This is a genomic window from Niveibacterium sp. COAC-50 (genome assembly GCF_013184235.1).
GTDB classification, from domain to species: domain Bacteria; phylum Pseudomonadota; class Gammaproteobacteria; order Burkholderiales; family Rhodocyclaceae; genus Niveibacterium; species Niveibacterium microcysteis.
The window spans coordinates 18,514-40,157 of sequence record NZ_JABCJM010000008.1 but is presented as its reverse complement, the minus strand read 5'-3'; the positions used below and the strand labels follow the sequence as shown (position 1 = coordinate 40,157).

Here is a 21,644-nt window from a genome sequence, read left to right as displayed (position 1 = left end):
CGGTTTCATCCTGTTTCAGATCCGCGAAAGGGGGCTTGTGGGTGCATGCTAAACTCCGCCGCATCCTAGGGCGCACGCCCATTCAGACACCGACCAGGGGGCCACGATGGACTTGATTGCCCATATCGCGCAGCAGTTCGAAGACAGCGCCAACGCGAAAATCGCTGCGGTCGACGCCATGGCCGCGCCAATCGCAGGCGCGATCGAAGCGATGACCCATGCGCTGATGAACGGCGGGAAGATTCTCGCTTGCGGTAACGGCGGCTCAGCAGCCGACTGCCAGCACTTCGCAGCCGAGCTGATTGGCCGTTTCGAGCGCGAACGGCCTGAGCTGGCCGCGGTCGCGCTGACCACCGACACCTCGGCAATCACAGCGATCGCGAACGACTACTCCTACGAACAGATTTTCGCCAAACAGGTCCGCGGCCTCGGCCAGGCGGGCGACGTGTTGCTGGCGATCTCGACCTCGGGCAACTCCGGCAACGTGATGGCTGCGATCGAGGCGGCCCACCAACGCGACATCCGTGTCGTAGCGCTGACCGGCAAGGGTGGCGGCAAGATCGGCGCAATGCTGCGCGACGGCGACGTGCATCTGTGCGTGCCGCACGACCGCACTGCGCGCATCCAGGAAGTCCACATCCTGGCGATCCACTGCATCTGCGACGGCATCGACTGCCTGTTGCTGGGGTCTGAGGCATGAGTCTGCGCAGCATCGCATTGGTGCTGGCAGTGGCGACGTCGCTGCCGGCCTGCGTCCCGATGGTTGTCACCGGCGCAGCCGTGGGCGTGACTGCGACCATGGACCGCCGCTCCTACGGCGTACAGGTGGAGGATTCGACGATCGAGGCGAAGGCCTCTTCCGCCATCAGCAACAAGCTCGGACCGACCGCCCGCGTGTCGGTGACAAGCTTCAACCGCATCGTGTTGCTGAGCGGCGAGGTGGCGGACGAGGCAGCGAAAGCCGAAGCGGAACGGCAACTGCGCGCATTGCCGCACCTGATCCGGACGGTGCACAACGAACTGACGATCGGCCCGCGTTCGAGCTTCTCGCAGCAGAGCGGCGATGCGCTGACGACGTCAAAGGTCAAAGCACGACTGGTCGAGACCAAGGAAATCTCCTCGACTCAGGTCAAGGTCGTGACCGAATCGGGTGTCGCGTATCTGATGGGTATGGTTTCGCCGCGTGAGCAAGAAGTCGCGACCTTCGTGGCGAGCACCACCACCGGGGTACGCAAGGTTGTCCGCCTGTTCGAAGTGATGACGCCGGAGCAGATCCGCCAACTCGACGTGGTACAGGAGTCGCTGAACAGCAGCATGCCGGCGCCCACCAAGCCGGCACAGTAGTTGCACCGCCGCTTGCAGCGGAATGCTGCTGCGCACATCACGGGCCGCCTCTGCGGCCCGTTTTCATTGGAGTCCCCCGAGCGCACGTGGACGCAATTGACCTTTTGCGTCCGCAAGAGCAGAATGCGAACCATTCCTATTCATGTTGCCGCAGCCGTTTTTCAAACATGGGCTTGTGGCAACGCTCTCCGCGGGACTAGGCTATGTACGTGTGTGTCTGCAATGCCGTCACTGAACGGCAAGTCCAGCAAGCCGCCGGCAATGGCGCGCGTCGTTTGCGCGACCTGAGCGCGACGCTGGGCGTAGCCACGCAATGCGGTCGTTGCGCGCAGCACGCCCTCGCGTGCCTGCGCGATTGCCATGCCTGCCCCAACGCACAAGCCCCAGCGCAAGAACGGAGAGTCCGACATGAAAGGCGACAAGAAGGTCATCCAGCTGCTCAACAAGCAGCTTAAGCACGAACTCACCGCAATCAATCAGTACTTCCTCCACGCCCGGATCTACAAGAACTGGGGCTTCGACCGGCTTGGCTCGCACGAGTATCACGAGTCGATCGAAGAGATGAAACACGCCGACAAGTTGATCGAGCGCATACTCATGATCGAGGGCCTGCCGAACCTGCAGGACCTCGGCAAGCTGATGATCGGCGAGAACGTCGTTGAATGCATGCAGGGCGATCTGAAGCTCGAGACGACCGCCCACGGCGACCTGAAGGACGCGATCGCGCACTGCGAATCGGTGCGCGACTATGTGTCGCGCGACATCCTGCAGGAGATCCTCGACGACACCGAGGAACACATCGACTACCTCGAAACCCAGCTCGAACTGGTCGAGAAGGTCGGCCTGCAGAACTACCTGCAGTCGCAGATGAAGCCGGCGGATTCCTGATACGCCTCGCGCTCACACCAACGCCCCGCCTCGCGCGGGGCGTTTTCGTTTCAGCGCCTTCAGTCGAGCTTCGGATAGCCGGTAATGCGCTGGATCTCGGCGTAGAGCGGCGCGAGGCGTTCGTACATGTGGCGGTAGACGCGCGTGTAGAGCGCCTCGTAGAGCGCCGCATTGGCGTGGATCGGTTCGAAGGTCCGCGCGACGCGCGTCATCGCAGCCACCGCCGAATCGAAGTCGCGATGCAGACCCAGCCCCACCGCGCAGTCGATCGCTGCGCCGAGGCCGGAGGTCTCGTAGGTATGCGGGCGTGAAGTCGGCAGATTGAAGATATCGGCGGTCAGTTGCATCGCCGCATCCGACTGGGAGCCACCGCCCGAGACCCGCAGCTCGCGCATCACCACCCCGCTCCGCTTCTCGATGCGCTCGCGGCCGTCGCGCAGCGCGTAGGCCAAGCCCTCGAGAATTGCGCGGTACAGGTGGGCCTTGGTATGCACATCGCCGAAGCCGATCACCGCGCCCTTGGCATCCGGCCCGGGATGGCGGATACCGGGTGACCAGAAAGGCTGCAGCATCAAACCCATCGAGCCGGGCGGCACGGTGGCGACCATCTCGTCGAACAAGGACTCGGGCACGATGCCGGCCTGCTCTGCCGCCAGTTGCTCCGCCCGCCCGAACTGCTCCTTGAACCAGCGCACCATCCAGTAGCCGCGAAAGATCTGCACCTCGCTGCTGTACTGGCCGGGAACCGCGGCCGGATACGGCGGCACCCAAGGCAAGGCTTCGAAGTAGCGCCGCGTGGTGACGTTCACCGTCGCCGTGGTGCCGTAGGACAGTGCGCCGACCTCCGGCGTCAGCGCGCCGGCGCCGAGGATCTCGCAGGCCTTGTCCGCCGCAGCGGCAATCACCGGCAGACCTTCCGGGATACCGGTGTCGGCCGCAGCCGCCCGCGTCACCTGCCCCAGCGTCGCCCCCACCGGCAGGAGCTCGGGCAACACATCGGGCGCCAGCGCGAGCGCCTGCCATTTCCAGTCCAACGAACGCGCCCAGGCGAGCCGCCTGAAATCGAAGGGCAGATAGCCGACCTGCGCGCCGACCGAATCTACGTGCCGGCCGGTCAGGCGGAAATTGAGCCAGCCCGAAAGCAGCAGAAACTTGTGCATCTGCCGCCACAGCGCCGGCTCGCGCTCGGCGAACCAGTTGGCCTCAGCCTCGCGCTGGAAGTAGCGGATCGTGTCGGCCACGCCGGCCGCTTTGAACGCCGCCCGCCACCACGGCGCGATGGTCGGCACCCGCTGCGCCTTGCGCTGGTCGAGCCAGATCAACGCGGGATGCAGTGCTTTGCCGTGGGCATCGATCGGGATTACGGTGCCGCGTTGGGTCGTGACCGCCACGCCGCGGAGCGCGGGCTTCAGATGGCCGTACGAGGCCCAGAGCTGCTGGCAGGCCTGCGCCGTCGCCGCCCAGAAGCCCTCGGCATCGTGCTCCAGCCAACCGGGTTGCGGCGCGCGGTAGTCGTCGAAATGCACCTGCGCCTTGCCAACGAGTGCCCCCTGCAGATCGAACAGCAGCGCGCGCACGCTCTGCGTGCCGCAATCGAGCGAGAGCAGAAGATCATCCGGGGTTGGCGTCGTCATGCGTGCTCCAATCCTGCGTGGCTTCGCGAGGCAGCGCATAGCAGCGCTGCACGATGTCCAGATAACGCGCCACCTCGGCCTGCCAACGCGTCGCGTCCCAGCCGAGTAGCGGGCGCGCGATCTGCTCGACGCGCGGCAGGATCTCCGCTGCGCCATGGCGCAGCAGCAAGCCAAGCCGGGTGCGCCGCAGCAGCAGGTCGTCGAGGTGTTGCACCTGTTCCGCCTGCGCAGCGTAGCGTAGCTCGGCCCACAGCGTGGGCGTGCCGCAGATCCGAGTCAGCTCGCCCGGCGCGGCACCCGCGACCAGTGCCTCGGTAGCCACGCCGTAGCGCCCGATCAAACGCTCGCATAGCGCGGGCGGCAGCGCAGCCAGCGCGGCGGACTTAGCCACCGGCGCAAAGATGCTGCCCGTAACGCTTCGGCCGGCGGCGGGCAGGCGTGGCGCCAGGCGCGCCAGCGCATCCACCGCAATCGCGCGGAAGGTGGTCAGCTTGCCGCCGGTCACGGTCAGCAGCCCGGCTTCGTCCAGCACGATGTGATCGCGGGTCTCCCTCGACGGGTCCGCCCGCCCGCTGGCCACCACAGGCCGCACACCGGCGTAGGCCGACAACACATCCGCATCGCACAGCGCGAGCGACGGAAACTGCCAGGCCAGCGCCTCGAACAGATAGTCCGCCTCGCCGCGCGTGATGCCGGGCTCAAGGGCGAGGTCGGCAGCGTGGTCCTCATCGGTGGTGCCCACCAGCGCAACGCCTTCCCACGGATAGGCGAACACCGGCCGGCCGTCGCGCGGGTGCATGAAGGCCACCGCCTGCGCCAAGGGCAGCCGCCAGAGCGGAAACAGCAGATGGCTACCGCGCAGCGGACGCAGCTTGGGTGCGGCCCCCAAGGTGGCGCGCAGGCCGTCGGCCCACACGCCGGTGGCGTTCACCACGCAGCGGGCGCGCAGCGCGTAGGCGGCGCCCGCCTCCGGCTGCAGCCGCGCGCCGCAAACGCCAGTCGCGTCGCGCAGCAGCGATTCGACCCGGGTGTAGTTCATCAGCCGCGCGCCATGCGCACGCGCTTCCTGCAGCACGCGCAGCACCAGCCGGGCGTCATCGGTCTTCGCGTCGAGATAGACACTTGCGCCTTGAAGACCGGCCTGGCCGACGTGGGGCGCAAGCCAGGCGGCACGGTCGGCGGCGTGGTAACGGCGGCTGCGCACGCCGGCGAAGGCGTCGTAGATCGCCAGCCCCGCGCCGAGCAGCCAGCGGCCCGGCGAACGACCGCGGTAATGCGCCATCAGGAAGCCTTGCGGCTCGACCAGCCCGGGGGCGTCGCGCATCATTGCGGCGCGTTCGTGCACCGATTCGCGGGTCAGCCCGGGCTTGCCCTCGCGCAAATAGCGCAGGCCGCCGTGCACCAGCTTCGACGAGCGCGACGAGGTGCCCCAGGCAAAGTCGCGCGCTTCGACCAGCGTCACCGACAAGCCGCGACGCGCCGCCTCCAGCGCGATGCCAGCCCCGGTGATGCCGCCGCCGATCACCAGCAGGTCGCAATCGGTGTTCATCAATCGCGGTCGCCGAAGAGGTTGCCGGGCGTCATCACGCCGAGAGGGTCGAGTTGCCGACGCACCGCGTCGAGCATTGCGAGCCCCGCAGCGCCCTTCTCCGCGGCGAGCCAGGGCGCATGGTCCTGGCCGACGCCATGCTGGTGGGTGATGGTGCCGCCTTGCGCGACGATGGCCTGCGACACCGCGCGCTTGAGTGCCTGCCAGCGCGCGAAGCTGGTTTCGAAATCCGGCCCGACGCGAAACACGAAGGTCGAGTAGACGCTGGAGCCCTGGGGATACACATGCGAGAGGTGGGTATAGCAGTGCGTGCGCTCGCCGAAGGTCGCCAGTGCGTCGCGCCCGGCCGTCTCGATAGCCGCCATCATCGGCGCCACACGCGGCCAGTCACAGGCGGTTTCCATGGTGTCGACCGCGTAGCCGGCGGCCCACAGGCTGTTGCGCAGATATACGCCACGGAAGCGGGTGGCGCGCCACTTCTCGCCCAGCAACTGGCCGGTGGAAACGCCGCCATGCGCGCGGATGATCGCGCCGGCCTGCCGCCGCATCGCGCGCAGCTGCGCCTTGCTGCCGGAGAAGCCGGCGAACAGCAGGCATTTGTCGGCGCCAGCGCCGCGCAGCGCGAGATAGCGCTCCAGCCAGCCGATCGCGGCCGCGTGGCCGGCGAGCTTCAGCGTGGTCAGGGTCTCGATCGGGTTCGCCAGGCGCATCATCGACAGCCCGATGCGGGCCTGCGCCAGCGCCTGCACCGCGGCCTGGGCGCGCGCCCAGTCGGGGAAGAACACGCCGATGAACTGCTCGGCTTCGGGCAAGCGGGTGACCCGAACCGTGGCATCGGTCAGCACGCCGAAACGGCCTTCGGAGCCGAGTACCCATTCGCGCAGATCCGGCCCCGCCGCCGAGGCCGGGAAGGTGGGCAGATCAAGCGGCCCGGAGGGCGTTTCCAGATGCCCGCCTGCGAACAACTGTTCAATGCGCCCGAAGCGCGAGGACTGCTGGCCGGACGAGCGGGTCACCACCCAGCCGCCGAGCGTCGAATATTCGAAACTCTGCGGAAAATGGCCCAACGTATAGCCATGGGCGCGCAATTGGGCTTCGAGGTCGGGGCCAAGTACGCCGGCCTCGAAGGTGGCGAGCTGGGCGTCGCGGTCCAGCGCGGTGAGCCGCATCATGCGGGTGAGGTTCATGGTCAGCACCGGCTTGTCGCCGGCCGGCGAAAGGTGGCCGACCACCGAGGTGGCACCGCCGCAGGGACGGACCGACACGCCGTGCCCGAGCGCCCAATCGAGCAGTTCGCGCACCGTCTCGCACGTTTCAGGGAAGGCGACCCCGTCGCTGACGCGGCCCAGCGCGCCGAAACGCAGGCGCAGCCAGTCCGCGCACGATTGGCCAAAGCTCGCCGCCAAGCGCGCCGCAGGTGAGGTATCGATCAGCGGATGCGGCGGCAAGCGGCTCGGTTGTGCCGCCACCTGCGCCAGCGCTGCCTCGTAGGCGGCATCGTTCGGCGCCGTGCCCGGGCCGACGACGTCGGCCAGGAAGCCCAGAGCCTCCGGTTTGAGGGGCTGTTCGATGGCGGTATCGCCCCAGCCGTTCCAGCGTCGCATGTAGTCACTCCCTGTCGATGTCGGCCCCCGTGCGCGCGCCCGCCCGGGTCTTCCGCCGCACAGCCCCCTGCGCGGAGAAAGTCCGGCGAACGGATGACCACACGCGGCGGCGACAGGTAGGATTGTCTGCAGAGCCCAACGCCAGCGCTTGTTGCCTGCTGACAGCCGCCTTGTGAATCCATGACAGAACTCGCAACACCCGAAACGCAACCCGCCGCACCGATTCCGCCGCTGGCGCAGGCACGTGTGGTCGGCCCTTACGCACAAACGGCAATCGACACCGCGGCCGAGCGGGGCCTATCGCCCGCACGGCTGGCGGTAACACTGGGGCTGCCCCCGGAATCGTTGGCGCCGGCCACCGAAAACCTGCCGGTCGAGCGCTACATCCGCCTGCTGGAGGTGGCTGCCGAGGCCTGCGGCGATCCGCTGTTCGGCTTGCATGTGGGCGAACGCACGCGGCTATCGACCTTTGCGGTCTATGGCCTGGTGCTGTGCTCCTGCCGCAGCTTCCGTGCCGCAACCGAGCAGACGCGGCGCTTCGAGGGGCTGGCGCACGATCTGGGCCGCTCGCGCATCGAGGAACATGGAGAGGTGGCGCACTATGTGTGGGAGTCGCCCTGGCTCACGACGTTGCCCAGCCGCCATCTGCCCGAGAGCGTGATGGCGGGCATCCTGAGCTTTGCGAACTGGCTCGCCCACACCCGGGTGCCGGTGATCGACGTGGCCTTCGCGCATGCGGCGCCCGACCCCGCGCTGATACCCGCCTACGAACAGTTCTTCGGTGCGCCGGTGCGTTTCGACGCGCCGCAGAACTGCGCGCGCTTCCCGGCCGAAATCCTCGACTGGCCGGTACCCAACGCCGACACCAGCCTGTTCCCGGTGCTCGCCCGCCATGCCGAGCAGCTGCTCGCCGCGCGCGAACGCGAAGCGCGGCAGCCCGAGATCATCAACGCGGTACGCGAGAAGATCGTCGCACTGCTGGCGCACGACAGCGCACGCCTTGGCGATGTAGCCGATGCGCTGGGCAGCACGCCCCGCACGCTGCAGCGCAAACTGGCGGAGGCCGGCACCAGCTACCAGACCGTGCTCGACGCAACCCGGCGCGAGCTGGCCGAGCAATATCTGCGCGAGCCCGGCATGACGATGACCGAGGTCGCCTTCCTGCTCGGTTACCGCGAGCAAAGCTCGTTCAACCACGCCTTTCGCGACTGGTACGGCATGACGCCTGCCGCATGGCGCGAGCGGGCACGCAGCGGCAGCTGACAGGTCGCCTCGACACAATCAGTTGCCGACCTGGCGCAAGTTCCGCCCCCGGTGGCCGGAGTAGGATGCAGTTTTTCGCTCTCACAAGGAGACACCCGTGAACATCCGCCTGATCGCCGCGACCGCGCTGGCACTGTCGGCCACCATCGCCCACGCCGACCCGGTCACCATCAATCCGCCGCCCAAGCACGAGTGCAAGCAGCCGAGCCCGCTGGGCATGGAGCCGTCGACCGCGCAGATCAAGAGCTACAACAAGGCATTCGACGCCTACAAGGCCTGCATGTCGGCTTACATCGCCGACCGCCAGGCCGCCGGCAACAAAATCGCCGAGCTTTACAAGGCCGAAGTCGAAGCGGGCAATGCTGCGATCAAGGAATTCAACGACTGGGCGAACACCGTCAAGTCGGACAAGGACAAGTAAGCGCCCGCAGGGTGTCGAAACTGAAAAAGGCCACCGGAAGGTGGCCTTTTTGTTTTGCGCGCCAGCGCTACGCGGCTTCGAGCTTTGCCATCGCCAGCATCAGCCATTTGATGCCGTGCGCGCCGCCGAAGTTGATCTGCACTTTCGCATCGCCCCCGCTGCCTTCGGCGGAGACGATCACGCCTTCGCCGAACTTCGCATGCCGCACCAGCTGGCCAATGCGGAATCCCCCCAGATCACGCGAGGGCACTGACGACGCGCGCGGCGGGGTGCGGTGTGCCGATTCCTGCGACGGCTCGTAGTAACGCGCAGCCGCCTGCCGTGGCGTGAGCCACTTGATCAGCTGCGGCGGGATCTCGTCGATGAAGCGCGACTTCAGCGAGTAGCGGGTCTGCCCGTGCAGCATGCGGCTTTGCGCCAGCGTGAGGTAGAGCCGCTTTCTCGCGCGGGTGACCGCGACGTACATCAGGCGCCGTTCTTCTTCGAGGCCGTCGGTTTCCTGGATGCTGTTCTCGTGCGGGAACAGCCCTTCCTCAACCCCGGTGAGGAAGACCGCGTCGAACTCCAGGCCCTTGGCCGCGTGCACCGTCATCAGCTGGATCGCCTCCTGCCCGGCATCGGCCTGGTGCTCGCCGGCCTCAAGCGAGGCATGAGCGAGGAAGCCCGTGAGCGTCGGGTCTTCGGCTTCCGAAATGAAGTTCGCGCCGGCGTTCAGCAGTTCATCGAGGTTGGCGAGACGCTCTTCGCCTTCACGCTCGGCGCGGTAGTGCGCGCGCAGGCCGGAGTGTTCCAGCACATGGTCGATCACTTCCGGCAGCGGCAGATCGCGCGTGGCCTGTCGCATGTCTTCAATCAGGCGCACGAACACCGCGAGCGAGGCCGCCGGCCGCCCGGCCAGATGCGGCACCGTGGCGTAGAGGCTGGTGTTGTAGGTGCGCGCCGAATCGGCGAGCAATTCCAGCGAGCGGGCGCCAATCCCCCGCGTGGGGAAGTTCACCACGCGTGCAAACGCGGTGTCATCGTCCGCATTCGCGATCAGCCGCAGGTAGGCCAGCGCATGCTTGATCTCCTGGCGCTCGAAGAAGCGCAGGCCGCCGTATACCCGGTACGGAATGCCGGTGGAAAAGAGCTGATGCTCCAGCACGCGCGACTGCGCGTTGCTGCGGTAGAGCAGCGCGATGTCGGATCGCGCAGCGCCATCGCGGATCAGCGACTGGATCTCTTCCACGATCCAGCGCGCCTCATCCATGTCGGTCAGCGCCTCGTAAAGCCGGATCGGCTCGCCCGCGCCAGCCTCGGTCCACAGGTTCTTGCCCAGGCGGCGGCTGTTGTTCGCGATGATCGCGTTCGCCGCGTCGAGGATGTTGCCGTGCGAGCGGTAGTTCTGCTCCAGCCGGATCACGCTCTTCACCGCGAACTCGCGCTCGAAGTCGCGCATGTTGCCGACATCGGCACCACGGAAGGCGTAGATCGACTGGTCATCGTCGCCCACCGCGAATACCGCCGCCGGCGCCGGGCCACCGTGGCCGGCGAGCAACTTCAGCCACAGGTACTGCAGGCGGTTCGTGTCCTGGAACTCGTCGACCAGGATGTGGCGGAATCGGCTCTGGTAATGCGCGCGTAGCGGTTCGTTGCGGGTCAGCAGTTCGTAGGCGCGCAGCAGCAGTTCGGCGAAGTCGACCACGCCCTCCTTCTGGCACTGGCGTTCGTACTCGGCGTACAGCGCGACCTTCTTGCGCGTCCAGTCGTCCCAGGCCTCGGCGGCGTCTGCGCGCACGCCGGCCTCCTTGTTGCCGTTGATGAAGTGCTGCAGATCGCGCGGCGGATACTTTTCGTCATCCACGTTGAGCGCCTTCAACAGCCGCTTAATCGCTGCGAGCTGGTCCGCCGAATCGAGGATCTGGAAGGTCTCCGGCAGGCCGGCGTCGCGGTAGTGCGCGCGCAACAGCCGGTTGCACAGGCCGTGGAAGGTGCCGATCCACATGCCGCGGGTATTGATCGGCAACATTGCCGAGAGGCGCGCGAGCATCTCCTTCGCGGCCTTGTTGGTGAAGGTCACCGCCAGGAGGCCGTGCGGCGTGGTCTGACCGGTGGAGATCAACCACGCGATGCGTGTGGTCAGCACCCGCGTCTTGCCCGAGCCGGCCCCGGCAAGAATCAGCGCCGGCTGCGGTGGCAGCGTCACGGCGGCGAGCTGTTCGGGGTTGAGGTTGTCGAGAAGCGAAGTCATGAGGCACGGCCGGGCAGGAAAGCCGACATTGTACCGGCCCGCCACAGCCCCACTGTTGCGGGACAAGGCGGGCCGACGGCGCTACCCTTGCGCGCCATGAACACCACCGACCACCCCTTCACGCGGGCCGCCGCCAGCACGCTCGGCGCCGAGGCCCTGCTCGCGGTCTGGAACGAGGCCTACCGCGGCTACTTCGTCCCATTCCAGTTCGATGCGGCGATGCTGCAGCGTCACATGTTGCTGGGCAGTATCGACCTCGACCGATCCTGCGTCTGGTTCGACGGCAGCACGCCGATGGCGGTGGCGCTGGCCGGCGTGCGAGGCGAACGCGCCTGGCTCGGCGGCTGGGGCATCGCGCCGGACTGGCGCGGCAAACGGCATTCACTGCCGCTGGTGCGGGATTTCATGCAGGTGCAAGTCGCCGCCGGCGCGCGCGAGATCGCGCTCGAAGCCCTCGAACAGAACTGGGCGTTGCGCACCTACGAGCAGGCCGGGTTCGCTTACACGCGGCGCCTGCTGGTGCTGGAAGGCCGCTTGAACTGCGCCACGCGGCCCGGCCAAAATGCGTCTCCCGACACCGCGTTGACGGCGCTTGCCACCCTGCCGCGCGCGCCAGCCTGCTGGCAGCGCGACATCGCTGCGCTGCGCGCACAAGCCGATCTGCAGCCCGTGTGCGTCGGCTCTGCCAACGCCATCACTGGCGCTGCACTGATTCGCATCGACGGCGATTGGCTGCGCGTCATCGACATCGCCAGCAGCCCGGATGCCACGGACGCCTTGCTGGCCGCACTCGCCGGCGCGGCGGACGGGCGGCAGGTGCGCCTGGTGAACGAGCCGGAGGGCACGCTGGCGGAAGCGCTTTGTGCAGCGGGGCTTGCTATCGCCAACGCACAGCGTGAGATGGCCTGGCGGCCAGGTTAACCCGCAGGCTCGCGCGGCAGCCCCGCCTTTTCAAGCGCTACCAGCAGCCGCGCCTGCCAGTCGCGGCGATAAAGGCTCACGGCAAGGTAGCGTGCTGGCGCACGGGCGAAGGCCGGGTTGATCGCCAGCGTGCTGCTCAAACTCCGGCGCGCCGCGGCAAGCTCGCCACACTCGGCAAGGCTGACGGTTAGCACCAGGCCGCCCCAGAAGTTGCTCGCCAGCAGGTCACGCGACACCGCCGCCAAAGCCCCGGCGTAGTCACCGCGAAACCAGGCGAGCAAGGCGAGGCCGACACCGATCACCGGCGACGCATCGCCGGGTGATTTGGCACATTCGGCCAGCAAGGCCTCGGCGCGTTCGGCCTCGCCGAGCATGATCAGCTTGACCGCAGCGATCGCCCGCGCCGAGTGCCCGGTCTGGTTCAAACGCACGCTGCGCTCGATCGCCTGCAACGCGCGGTCGTTCTGCCCGAGCGCAATGCAGGCATTGGTCAGTGCAGCCAGCGCGTGCTGGCTTTCGGGTTCGAGCCGTACGGCCTCGGTGGCGTGATCCAAGGCCCGTTGCATTGCATCGTGGTCCGCCTCGCCAAGCAGGAAGGCGTCGTGCAGCGCTTTGGACAGCGCCGCCCGCGCCGCCGCAAAAGCCGGCTGCGCGGCGACCAGCGCCTCAAGTGATTCCCGTGCTTCGCGTTGCCATGCAGAGTCGTTCAGACGCCGCATGTGCTCGGTGTTGAAACGCGCGACGATTGCTTCGGGCGATGGCGCTTGTGCGCCCTCCGCCGACCCGCCGAGCGCACGGAACATTTCGCCAGCGTTCGGATCGGCGATGCGGTTGACGATGCGCCGGGCCAGTTCGTCCTCCAGCGCGAACAGATCATTGGCCGCCTCGGTATAGGTGTCGGCCCACACCTGCAGCCCCCGAAGGCGATCTTCAAGCTGCACGGCCACGCGGAGTCGCTGGCTGTCACCGCGTACGCTCGCCGTGAGCAAGAAACGGGCGCTGGCCGCATCTTCGAGGTCGGGCGAGAGCACGTACACGTCGTCAAGGCGGTTCAGCAGTGCTGCCAGCTGATGCGCCAGGCCACCCGCGAAGTCGTCCGCCACGCCAGCCGCCTGAGGCCCCGCGCAGCGGATCACCACCGACGCGCGCCCAAGCAGGGGCTGACCATCTTGCGCGGGCGCAGTGTCTTCGCTGACTGGCGTTTCGAGTGCGCCGCAGAACTGCGGCTGGTAGTTGCCCTTGGCCAGTTCCACCCGCAGCGAATCCTTGCGGCCGGCGGTGAGGTAGTAGTGCTCCAGCGCGCGCCGCAGCTTGCCCATTTCGATGCGCACGATCGGGTCGACCAGCGGATCGAAGTCCACACCGCGGCCGAGAAACTCGCACGCGATATAGAAACCCTTCAACCGGTCGCCGCGCCCCGCGAGCGTCTCGTTCGTGAGGAACTCAAGCAGGCGGCGACTGCGCTGCGAGGCCACGAAGCCCTCGCTGGCGGTAATGGCTGCGACCTGCTGACGAATCTGCTCAGGCGTGAACGGCATGCGGCCCCCTAGTTGGATCGGGCGATTTTCCGCTGCGAATGATGCCTCAAGCCTGCAGCGAACCCCTCCGGCTGCATCAACACATCGCAGCAGCGGTTTACCGTAAATCACTCTGGCCGCTGCATCGCGCTGACCAGAATGCGCCGCATGTCACCGACTGAAAGACACGCGATGCAACCCGCCCTTCCCCGCCCCACCCAACTGCTTGTGTTCGCCGGCACGCCGCAACGCCTTGGCGTCAGTACCGATCTGCTTTCCCGGCTGTACCAGGAGAGGCCCGCCTTTCGCACGCTATGGGACGACTACGTGCTGGCCCAACTGGGCCTCAAATACTGGATCAGTGACAACAGCGCCAAGGCCGAATTGCGGCGCTTCGAGTACCTGCAAACGCTCGGCGAACTGGAATCGGAGATCCGCGCCTACCTGCGTCATGCCTGGGACATCACACGCGAGGGTCACTCGACGCAAGCCGAGGACACACCCGCAGAGATCCTCCAGACGCTTCGCGACGAGCACGGGCTAAAGGGGCCCTCCGTCTATTTTGCGCCGCTGTTGCCACTGGTCGAGATTGCGTGGCTTGAGCGCAGTCCCAACGACAGGGTCATCAAGTTCCTGCTCACCAGCGCAGAGTATCTCTGCAAGCGTCTGAGCGATCTCGCCAGCGGGCTCGATGTGGTGCCGACACGGCATCTGCTCGCCTTCGTCGGCCGTTTCATGTGCCCCGAACACCGGCCGCCGGAGCTTCAACGACTCGCAGGCCTTGGCCGCGCCTACGTCAAAGGCCACAGCAGCCCGCGTCTGGTGAAAGGTCGCGAGCGCCTGCTGTGGCGCTGCGCCTACCAGGTTGCTCACAGCAATAACGAGCGCCGCCCGAATTGGGCGCAGTGGTACCGATTGCTCGACCTGCTTCCCCGCGAAACCAACGGCCTCGAATCCGAAGCCCTGGCGCACACCCCGCTTCCCGCGCTGCTGGCCGATCTTGAGCGCGCCAACGTCAACCGATGAACGACACCCCACCCCCTCGATAAGGAAGGACCCCGTCATGCACACCAAAACCAAACTAGCTGTCATCACCCTGGCTCTGATCTCGACCACTGCCAACGCGCAGGCGGCCAACCCCCAGACCCAGCAACCCGCAAAAGGCAGCACCTATCGCGACACCGCCCACATTACCGAGATCCGCATCCTGACCCAGCGCGTCAATCAACCACAGCAGATCTGCAACCAGGTACCGGGCGCGCCCGCACAGGCCAAGGCACAGCCCAAGCACCCGTATGGCGGTGCGGTGATCGGCGGCGTCGCCGGTGGCCTGATCGGCCATACAGCCGGTGACGGATCGGGCAAGGACGCGGCCACCGCTGGCGGTGCAGTGATCGGCGCGATGGTTGGCGAGCACATGCAGAAGCAAGCAGCGGCCGCCCAAGCGCAAGCGCAAGCGCAGGCACCGACGATGGTGACGCAGTGCTACTACGTCGATAGCTGGGTCGAGCGCCAAAGCGGCGCGATCGTCACCTACACCTGGCGCGGTCGCACGATGACCGAAACCCTGCCCTATGTGCCGACCTTCCACGCTGGCGACGACGTGCCGCTGAGCGTCAGCACGGCGCTCGCCAGCCACGCGTAACGCTGGCGCTTACCGTAAATCACTGCCGCGTCGTCAAGGGCCTTCGCAGAATGCAATCCATCAAGTCCACCGCGGCAGGCGTCGCGGCAGACCCACAAGGCCCCTGAATTCCAGAAAGGAAATCATCATGAAACGGCAAACCCTCAAAGCAATTCTGTCCGTAGTCTGCATGGCCGTCATGGCCCATGAATGCATGGCGATCGCCAGCACCGCGGCCCCGGCGCAACGCCTCAGCCACTACAGCCAGGTGCAGCTCGACACGGTCGACATCACCGTGGCCGGAAACGGTCGATGGGACGGCGTCACTGACACGCAACGGCAACAAGCGCTGGCGCTGGCACGCGAGAGCTTTGCCCGTGCCGCGGCAGGTGCGGGCGCACAAATCACCGCGACCGAAGGCGAAACGCTGCGCCTGAGCCTGACGTTGGAGGACATGAAGCCCGCCAACACCACTCGATCGGTGATCAACCATGTGTTGCCAATCGGTTTGGTCGCAAACGTCGGCAAGAGCGTATCGGGTGCCGGCGCCTCGCGAACGATGGGCTCGGTCACCATCGCAGGCGAACTGCGTGACGCCCGTAGCGGCACCCTCGTCGCCTCCTTCCGCGCGGAAACCAGCCCCGACCCGATGAACCTCAATGCGGTGATCAGCCAGGACGCTGCGATGAAGGCGGCCATCGAACGCAGTGCCGAGGCCTTCGCCACGGCGCTCAGCAAAGTGCGTAAGGGTGAAGACCCCTGCGCCGGTTCAAGCACCTGCCGACTCACGCTGCAGCCGGTCGCAGCCGGCTGATACGCCGCCCCTTTCCGTCACAGCGAACACTGCCCCAACCCGCCCCATCAAGGCCCCCATGAAAGCCCAATCTGCATTCCTGTCGGCGTTGCTTGCCGGCCCGCTCATCGCTGCTGGTCTTGCTGGCTGCAAGTCGCCGGAAGCGCCCCAAGCCGGCACACCCGAAGTCGTCGTCGAGACCGTCGTCCGACGCAATATCGCCATCGAAGCCACCTACCCGGCCCAGACCATGGGCTCGCGCGAAGTGGAAGTACGCCCGCGCCTGACCGGCATCCTGCTCAAGCGCAGCTACCAGGAAGGCCACCCGGTCACCGAAGGCCAGCCGCTCTACCAGATCGACCCGGCCGAATTCAGGACCGCGCTGGACCAGGCGGAGTCGCAGTACGCGCAACAGAAGGCGGTGCTCGACAAGGCCCGCCGCGATCTGGCCCGCGTCGAACCGCTGCTGAAGGAAAGGGCCGTTGCGCAGAAGGATGTCGATGATGCGCGCTCGGCGATGGAGCAGGCGCAGGCCGCGCTCCTCACCGCGCAGGCCAACGTCACCAAGGCGCGCCTGAATCTGGACTACACCCGCGTCACCTCGCCGGTGTCCGGCATCGCGAGCCTGTCGCTGATGTCCGAAGGTTCGCTGGTGAATGGCCCCAGCTCGCTGCTGACCAAGGTCGTGCAGATCGACCCGATGTACGTGATGTTCAGCCTGCCCGAGCGCGAGAAGCTGTACTTCGAACGCAAGCGCGCCGCCGGCATGCTCGACCTGCCGCACAAGGCACCGCTCGAGGTGCAGCTGACGCTGGCCGACGGCACGGTGTACCCGGTGAGCGGGCGCCTGAACTTCTCCGACACGCTGATCTCCACCTCCACCGGCACGCTGCAACTGCGCGCCGAACTGCCCAACGCGAAGGCGCAGCTGATGCCGGGGCAGTTCGTGAAGGTCACGCTCAAGGGCATCGAGGCGAAGGACGCGATCGTCATCCCGCAGAAGGCTGTCGGCACCTCCGCGCAAGGGCAGTTCGTCTACGTCGTCGGCAAGGACGGTGTGGCGCGCAGCCGCCCGGTCGAGACCGCCGGTACGCAGGGCGACCGCTTCTTCATCAGCAAGGGCCTGGAGGCCGGCGACCAGGTCGTCGTCGAAGGGCTCGCCAAGGTGCGTGCAGACAAACCGGTGAAGCTGGTCGCGGCCGAGCAGCCCGCCAAGCCCACCACGGTTGCACGCTGAGGAACGACGATGATTTCCAGAACCTTCATCGACCGCCCGATCCTCGCATCGGTGCTGTCCATCCTGATCATGCTGGCCGGCGCGGCCGCGATCTTCAAACTGCCGGTCGCGCAGTTCCCCGACATCACGCCGCCGGTCGTCTCGGTCACCGCGCAATACAGCGGCGCCAACGCCGACACCTTGCAGAAGACCGTCGCCGCGCCGATCGAGGACAAGGTCAACGGCGTGGAGAACATGATCTACATGGAATCCACCAGTGCCGCCAACGGCACCATGACACTGAACGTCTACTTCGACATCGGCACCGACCCGGACCAGGCCGCGACCAACGTCAACAACCGGGTGCAGACCGCCCTGCCGGTGCTGCCGGACAGCGTGAAGCAGAACGGCGTGATCGTGCAGAAGAAGTCCACGAACATGCTGCAGATCGTCACCCTGTCGTCGCCCGAGGGGAAGTACGACACGGTGTTCCTCTCCAACTACGCCTACCTGAACGTGGTCAACGCGCTCAAGCGCCTGCCCGGCGTGGGTGACGCCACCATTCTCGGCGCGCAGGACTACGCGATGCGCGTGTGGCTCAAACCCGACCGCCTCGCCGAACTGAAGATGACCACCGCCGATGTGGTGCAGGCGATCAAGGAGCAGAACGCGCAGTTCGCGGTCGGCAAGATCGGCGACACGCCCAACGACGGCAGCCCGCAATTCACCTACACGATGAGCGCCCAGGGCCGCATGACCGACCCGGAGGCCTTCGAGAACATCATCCTGCGCGCCAATCCGGATGGCTCGACCGTGCGCATCCGCGACGTCGCCCGCGTCGAACTCGGGGCGCGCGACTATTCGATGTCGGGCACGCTCAACGGCAAGCCGGGTGTGATGGTCGCAACCTACCTGCAGCCCGGCGCCAATGCGCTGGACGTGGCCAACTCGGTGAAGGCCACGATGGCGCAGCTGGCGACCAGCTTCCCCGAAGGCGTGAGCTACAGCGTGCCCTACGACACCACGCCCTTCGTGAAGGCCTCGATTCACGAAGTGGTGAAGACCCTGCTCGAAGCGATCGTGCTGGTCTTCCTCGTGGTGTTCCTGTTCCTGCAGAACTTCCGCGCCACGCTGATCCCCTGCATCGCGGTGCCGGTGTCGCTGGTCGGCACCTTCGCCGGCATGTACCTGCTCGGCTTCTCGATCAACACGCTGACGCTGTTCGGCCTGGTGCTGGCGATCGGCATCGTCGTCGACGACGCGATCGTGGTGCTGGAAAACGTCGAGCGGATCATGCGCGACGAACATCTGCCGCCGCGCGAAGCCACACTGCGCGCGATGCAGGAAGTCACCGGCCCGGTCGTCGCGATCGTGCTGGTGCTGTGCGCGGTGTTCGTGCCGGTCGGCTTCCTCGGCGGTCTCACCGGTCAGCTCTACAAGCAGTTCGCGATCACCATCGCGGTGTCGGTCACCATCTCCGGCTTCGTCGCGCTGACGCTCACCCCGGCGCTGTGCGCGCTGCTGCTCAAGCCCGGCCACACCGAGCCGGCCGCCTTCTTCCGCTGGTTCAACCGCCTGTTCGACAAGGCCACCGACCGCTTCGGCGCCGCGGTCGCCGCGATCATCCGCCGCTGGGTGCTGGCACTGCTCTGTGCCGGTGGTGTGCTGCTGATGCTCGGCGGCCTGGTGAAGACGGTGCCGACCGCGCTGATTCCGCCGGAAGACCAGGGCTACTACCTCGCCACCGTGCAGCTGCCGGACGCCGCCTCGCTCGCGCGCACGAAGCAGGTCGCCGCACAGGCGGGCGACGCCGCCAAGGGCTTCGAAGGCAATGCGGATGTGGTGGTGCTCTCCGGCTACGACATCCTCACCGGCAACCTGAAGACTTCCGCCGCGACGGTGTTCTCGGTGATGAAGCCGTGGGAGGAACGCGGCGTCGCGCTCAACATCCGCAACGCGATCTACGATTTCATGCATGGCACGCAGGGCAACCGCGAAGCCATGATCCTCGGCTTCAACCCGCCGCCGATTCCGGGCCTGGGCACCACCGGCGGCGCCGAGTTCTACATCCAGAACCGCGGCGAAGGCGACATCCAGCAGCTCGCCAAGGTCACTCAGGACTTCATCACCAAGGCCGGCCAGCAGCCGGAACTCACCGGCGTCACCACGCTGATGCGCGCCAACGTGCCGCAGATCTACGTCGACGTGAATCGCGACCGCGCCAAGGCGCTGGGCGTGCCGATCAACAGCATCTTCGATGCGCTGCAGGCCACCTTCGGCAGCCTCTATGTGAACGACTTCAACAAGTTCGGCCAGACCTACCGGGTGCTGCTGCAGTCCGAAGCGGATGCCCGCATGCGGCCGGAAGACGTGAGCAAGGTGCATGTGCGTTCGAGTGGGGGCCAGATGATTCCGCTCGGCGCGGTCGCCGAAGTGCGGCAGATCAGCGGGCCGGAGATCATCAACCGCTTCAACGGCTTCATGGGCGCGAAGCTCATGGCCAACCCGGCGACGGGGCACAGCTCGGGCGAAGCGATTGCCGCCATCGCGCGCGTCGCCAAGGAAGTGCTGCCCGAAGGCTACGCGCTGGCCTGGACCGGCACCGCCTTCCAGGAAAAACGCGCCGGCAGCGCCGCCACGCTCGCCTTCGCGTTCGGCCTGGTGGTGGTGTTCCTGATCCTCGCCGCGCAGTACGAAAGCTGGAAGCTGCCGCTGGTGGTGGTGACCGCCGTGCCCTTCGCGATCTTCGGCGCCTTCGCCGCGGTGTGGCTGCGCGGGCTCAACTGCGACATCTACTTCCAGATCGGCCTGATTACGCTGATCGGGCTGGCCGCGAAGAACGCGATCCTGATCGTCGAGTTCGCGCACCAGCTCCACCAGCAGGGCCACAGTGCCCGCGACGCCGCGCTGCTGGCCGCGCGCCTGCGCTTCCGCCCGATCGTGATGACCTCGATGGCCTTCATCCTCGGCGTGGTGCCGCTGGCGATCAGCTTCGGCGCCGGCGCCAACAGCCAGCACTCTATCGGCACCGGCGTCATCGGCGGCATGCTCGCCGCCACCTTCCTCGCCGTGCTGTTCGTTCCGATGTTCTTTTCCCTGGTGTCCGGCAAGGGCGCGGCCAAGCAGCCCGCCGCTGCGACGAAGGAGCATGACCATGCGTAAGACAAGCTTTGCGATCCTGCCGCTGCTGCTGAGCCTCACCGCCTGCAACATGGCTCCGGTGTATCTGCGCCCCGATGTGGAAGCGCCCCCGCAATGGGGCCAGGCCGAGCACACCGGCGCCCGCAGCGGGGCCGCTGTGCCCAGCGAATGGTGGAAGCTCCTCGGCGACGACGCGCTGAACCAGCTGATCGACACCGCGCTCGCCGAGAACAAGGACATGAAGGTCGCCTACGCCCGCATCGAGCAGGCCCGCGCGCAACTGGGCATCACCGATGCGCAGCGCTACCCGCAGGTCACCGGCGGCCTCAGCGACCAGCACACGATGCGCAGCGCCGAAGCCGCGCCGCGGTTGCCGGGCGACCGGCACGGCGAAGACATCAAGGCGACCATCGGTGTGTCCTACGAGCTGGACCTGTGGGGCCGTCTGCGCAACGCCAGCGATGCCGCACGCGAGAAGCTGCTGTCCAGCGAGTACAACCAGCAGGCGCTGCGCATCTCGCTCGAATCGCAGGTCGCCACCGCCTACTTCAAGCTGCTTGCGCTCGATCGCCAGCTTGAGATCGCGCGCCGCAACCTCGCCACGCAGGAAGAAACGCTGCACATGACGCAGCGCCGCTTCGAAGGCGGCGTGGCCTCGGGCTACGACTACGCCCAGGCGCGCGCGCAAACCCAACAGACCCGCAGCAGCATCCCCGACCTGGAACGCCAGATCACGCTGCAGGAGAACGCACTGAGCACCTTGCTCGGCCGCAACCCGGGGCCGGTGCCGCGCGGCCGCAACATCGACACGCTGACCGCCGATCTCGACATCCCGCCCGGCCTGCCCTCGCAACTGCTCGAACGCCGGCCCGACATCCTCGCCGCCGAAGCGCAACTGCGCGCCGCCAACGCGAATATCGGCGCCGCCCGCGCCGCCTTCTTCCCGAAGATCTCGCTCACCGGCGCCACCGGCTACGAGAGCAGCGAGCTGCACACGCTCGGCGACCCCGGCAGCGCGCTGTGGAGCCTCGCCGCCGGCCTCACGCAACCGATCTTCATGGGCGGCCAGCTTAAAAACCAGTTGCGGCAAGCCGAAGCCAGCGAGCGCGAGATGGTCGCCACCTACAAGAAGACCGTGCAGACCGCCTTCCGCGAAACCGAAGACGGCCTCGTCAACCTGCGCAAGACCCGCGAGCAGGCCGACAGCAAACGCCAGCGCGCCACCGCACTCGGCGAAGCGCAGCACATCGCCTTCCTGCGCTACCAGGAAGGCCTCACCAGTTTCATGGACGTGCTCGACGCCGAACGCAACCAGCTGCAGGCCGAGCTCGACGTCGTCACGCTGCAAAACCAGCAGCTCGCCTACACGGTGAACCTGTTCGCGGCGCTGGGCGGGGGCTGGGAACCGATGCCGTGACCACGACGATCACGGCGTTGCTCGCCGAGAGCCGTCCGCCACCAAATCGGTCTCGGCGGGCGCAAAAAAGTGGGGCGGGTTA

18 protein-coding genes are annotated in these 21,644 nt (G+C 66.9%); 13 read left to right on the top strand and 5 right to left on the bottom strand.

The genetic code is table 11. The annotated features are described in order from the left end of the window. Positions 1 to 106 precede the first annotated feature (106 nt). The 4 genes from HH302_RS20340 (at position 107) to bfr (ending at position 2,232) form a co-directional block, all read left to right on the top strand. The gene (locus HH302_RS20340; protein ID WP_172204554.1) at positions 107 to 700 is read left to right on the top strand and encodes a phosphoheptose isomerase; all 594 of its coding nucleotides are present in this window, start codon (positions 107 to 109) and stop codon (positions 698 to 700) included. Then, positions 697 to 1,344, top strand: coding sequence for a BON domain-containing protein (locus HH302_RS20335; RefSeq protein WP_172204552.1), 648 nt, complete (start codon positions 697 to 699; stop codon positions 1,342 to 1,344). Before HH302_RS20340 ends, HH302_RS20335 begins: the two co-directional genes overlap by 4 nt. A 203-nt stretch (positions 1,345 to 1,547) precedes the next feature. Continuing rightward, positions 1,548 to 1,799, top strand: coding sequence for a (2Fe-2S)-binding protein (locus HH302_RS20330; protein WP_172204550.1), 252 nt, complete (start codon positions 1,548 to 1,550; stop codon positions 1,797 to 1,799). Then, positions 1,753 to 2,232: a bacterioferritin gene (bfr, locus tag HH302_RS20325; RefSeq protein ID WP_172204548.1), complete on the top strand. Its 480-nt coding sequence runs from the start codon at positions 1,753 to 1,755 to the stop codon at positions 2,230 to 2,232. Before HH302_RS20330 ends, bfr begins: the two co-directional genes overlap by 47 nt. Positions 2,233 to 2,291: 59 nt before the next feature. Here the strand turns inward: bfr and HH302_RS20320 are convergent, their stop codons facing one another. Genes HH302_RS20320 through HH302_RS20310 form a run of 3 tightly spaced genes read right to left on the bottom strand, consistent with a single transcriptional unit; the run spans position 2,292 to position 7,019 of the window. After that, the gene (locus tag HH302_RS20320; RefSeq protein ID WP_172204546.1) at positions 2,292 to 3,866 is read right to left on the bottom strand and encodes an FGGY-family carbohydrate kinase; all 1,575 of its coding nucleotides are present in this window, start codon (positions 3,864 to 3,866) and stop codon (positions 2,292 to 2,294) included. Then, positions 3,844 to 5,415, bottom strand: a complete 1,572-nt coding sequence (locus HH302_RS20315) for a glycerol-3-phosphate dehydrogenase/oxidase (protein ID WP_172204544.1) — start codon at positions 5,413 to 5,415, stop codon at positions 3,844 to 3,846. The genes HH302_RS20320 and HH302_RS20315 overlap by 23 nt, the downstream gene beginning before the upstream one ends. Further along, positions 5,415 to 7,019, bottom strand: a complete 1,605-nt coding sequence (locus HH302_RS20310; protein WP_172204542.1) for an FAD-binding oxidoreductase — start codon at positions 7,017 to 7,019, stop codon at positions 5,415 to 5,417. Before HH302_RS20310 ends, HH302_RS20315 begins: the two co-directional genes overlap by 1 nt. A gap of 180 nt (positions 7,020 to 7,199) precedes the next feature. On the opposite strand from HH302_RS20310, the gene HH302_RS20305 reads away from it, so the two are divergent. After that, complete coding sequence (locus HH302_RS20305) at positions 7,200 to 8,282, top strand: AraC family transcriptional regulator (protein WP_172204540.1); 1,083 nt, start codon at positions 7,200 to 7,202, stop codon at positions 8,280 to 8,282. A 97-nt stretch (positions 8,283 to 8,379) separates the two neighbouring features. Continuing rightward, positions 8,380 to 8,703, top strand: a complete 324-nt coding sequence (locus tag HH302_RS20300) for a hypothetical protein (RefSeq protein ID WP_172204538.1) — start codon at positions 8,380 to 8,382, stop codon at positions 8,701 to 8,703. Positions 8,704 to 8,770: 67 nt separating this feature from the next. Here the strand turns inward: HH302_RS20300 and HH302_RS20295 are convergent, their stop codons facing one another. Next, positions 8,771 to 10,933 carry a UvrD-helicase domain-containing protein gene (locus HH302_RS20295; RefSeq protein ID WP_172204536.1) on the bottom strand — a complete coding sequence of 721 codons (2,163 nt, stop codon included), beginning with the start codon at positions 10,931 to 10,933 and terminating at the stop codon, positions 8,771 to 8,773. 96 nt (positions 10,934 to 11,029) lie between these two features. Here HH302_RS20295 and HH302_RS20290 point away from each other — a divergent pair, with 96 nt between their 5' ends. After that, positions 11,030 to 11,854, top strand: coding sequence for a GNAT family N-acetyltransferase (locus HH302_RS20290; RefSeq protein WP_172204534.1), 825 nt, complete (start codon positions 11,030 to 11,032; stop codon positions 11,852 to 11,854). Here HH302_RS20290 and HH302_RS20285 read toward each other — a convergent pair. Next, positions 11,851 to 13,392, bottom strand: coding sequence for a hypothetical protein (locus HH302_RS20285; protein WP_172204532.1), 1,542 nt, complete (start codon positions 13,390 to 13,392; stop codon positions 11,851 to 11,853). The genes HH302_RS20290 and HH302_RS20285 overlap by 4 nt on opposite strands. A gap of 171 nt (positions 13,393 to 13,563) precedes the next feature. Between HH302_RS20285 and HH302_RS20280 the strand changes: the two genes are divergently transcribed. From HH302_RS20280 to HH302_RS20255, 6 genes are all read left to right on the top strand, one after another. Then, positions 13,564 to 14,397: a hypothetical protein gene (locus HH302_RS20280; RefSeq protein WP_172204530.1), complete on the top strand. Its 834-nt coding sequence runs from the start codon at positions 13,564 to 13,566 to the stop codon at positions 14,395 to 14,397. A 37-nt stretch (positions 14,398 to 14,434) separates the two neighbouring features. Next, positions 14,435 to 15,016, top strand: coding sequence for a glycine zipper 2TM domain-containing protein (locus HH302_RS20275; protein WP_172204528.1), 582 nt, complete (start codon positions 14,435 to 14,437; stop codon positions 15,014 to 15,016). A 127-nt stretch (positions 15,017 to 15,143) separates the two neighbouring features. Next, positions 15,144 to 15,809 carry a DUF3313 family protein gene (locus tag HH302_RS20270; protein WP_172204526.1) on the top strand — a complete coding sequence of 222 codons (666 nt, stop codon included), beginning with the start codon at positions 15,144 to 15,146 and terminating at the stop codon, positions 15,807 to 15,809. Between the two features lie 58 nt (positions 15,810 to 15,867). Beyond that, complete coding sequence (locus HH302_RS20265; protein ID WP_172204524.1) at positions 15,868 to 17,025, top strand: efflux RND transporter periplasmic adaptor subunit; 1,158 nt, start codon at positions 15,868 to 15,870, stop codon at positions 17,023 to 17,025. Between the two features lie 9 nt (positions 17,026 to 17,034). Beyond that, a complete protein-coding gene (locus HH302_RS20260; protein WP_172204522.1) occupies positions 17,035 to 20,166 on the top strand; it encodes an efflux RND transporter permease subunit in 3,132 nt (1,043 codons plus the stop codon). After that, on the top strand, positions 20,159 to 21,562 hold the full coding sequence (locus tag HH302_RS20255; protein WP_172204520.1) for an efflux transporter outer membrane subunit: 1,404 nt from the start codon (positions 20,159 to 20,161) through the stop codon (positions 21,560 to 21,562). Before HH302_RS20260 ends, HH302_RS20255 begins: the two co-directional genes overlap by 8 nt. Positions 21,563 to 21,644 lie beyond the last annotated feature (82 nt).

Coding starts and splice junctions, on each gene's coding strand:
- HH302_RS20340 (WP_172204554.1), top strand. CDS start 107: ATGGACTTGATTGCCCATATCGCGCAGCAGTTCGAAGACAGCGCCAAC.
- HH302_RS20335 (WP_172204552.1), top strand. CDS start 697: ATGAGTCTGCGCAGCATCGCATTGGTGCTGGCAGTGGCGACGTCGCTG.
- HH302_RS20330 (WP_172204550.1), top strand. CDS start 1,548: ATGTACGTGTGTGTCTGCAATGCCGTCACTGAACGGCAAGTCCAGCAA.
- bfr (WP_172204548.1), top strand. CDS start 1,753: ATGAAAGGCGACAAGAAGGTCATCCAGCTGCTCAACAAGCAGCTTAAG.
- HH302_RS20320 (WP_172204546.1), bottom strand. CDS start 3,866: ATGACGACGCCAACCCCGGATGATCTTCTGCTCTCGCTCGATTGCGGC.
- HH302_RS20315 (WP_172204544.1), bottom strand. CDS start 5,415: ATGAACACCGATTGCGACCTGCTGGTGATCGGCGGCGGCATCACCGGG.
- HH302_RS20310 (WP_172204542.1), bottom strand. CDS start 7,019: ATGCGACGCTGGAACGGCTGGGGCGATACCGCCATCGAACAGCCCCTC.
- HH302_RS20305 (WP_172204540.1), top strand. CDS start 7,200: ATGACAGAACTCGCAACACCCGAAACGCAACCCGCCGCACCGATTCCG.
- HH302_RS20295 (WP_172204536.1), bottom strand. CDS start 10,933: ATGACTTCGCTTCTCGACAACCTCAACCCCGAACAGCTCGCCGCCGTG.
- HH302_RS20290 (WP_172204534.1), top strand. CDS start 11,030: ATGAACACCACCGACCACCCCTTCACGCGGGCCGCCGCCAGCACGCTC.
- HH302_RS20285 (WP_172204532.1), bottom strand. CDS start 13,392: ATGCCGTTCACGCCTGAGCAGATTCGTCAGCAGGTCGCAGCCATTACC.
- HH302_RS20280 (WP_172204530.1), top strand. CDS start 13,564: ATGCAACCCGCCCTTCCCCGCCCCACCCAACTGCTTGTGTTCGCCGGC.
- HH302_RS20275 (WP_172204528.1), top strand. CDS start 14,435: ATGCACACCAAAACCAAACTAGCTGTCATCACCCTGGCTCTGATCTCG.
- HH302_RS20270 (WP_172204526.1), top strand. CDS start 15,144: ATGAAACGGCAAACCCTCAAAGCAATTCTGTCCGTAGTCTGCATGGCC.
- HH302_RS20265 (WP_172204524.1), top strand. CDS start 15,868: ATGAAAGCCCAATCTGCATTCCTGTCGGCGTTGCTTGCCGGCCCGCTC.
- HH302_RS20260 (WP_172204522.1), top strand. CDS start 17,035: ATGATTTCCAGAACCTTCATCGACCGCCCGATCCTCGCATCGGTGCTG.
- HH302_RS20255 (WP_172204520.1), top strand. CDS start 20,159: ATGCGTAAGACAAGCTTTGCGATCCTGCCGCTGCTGCTGAGCCTCACC.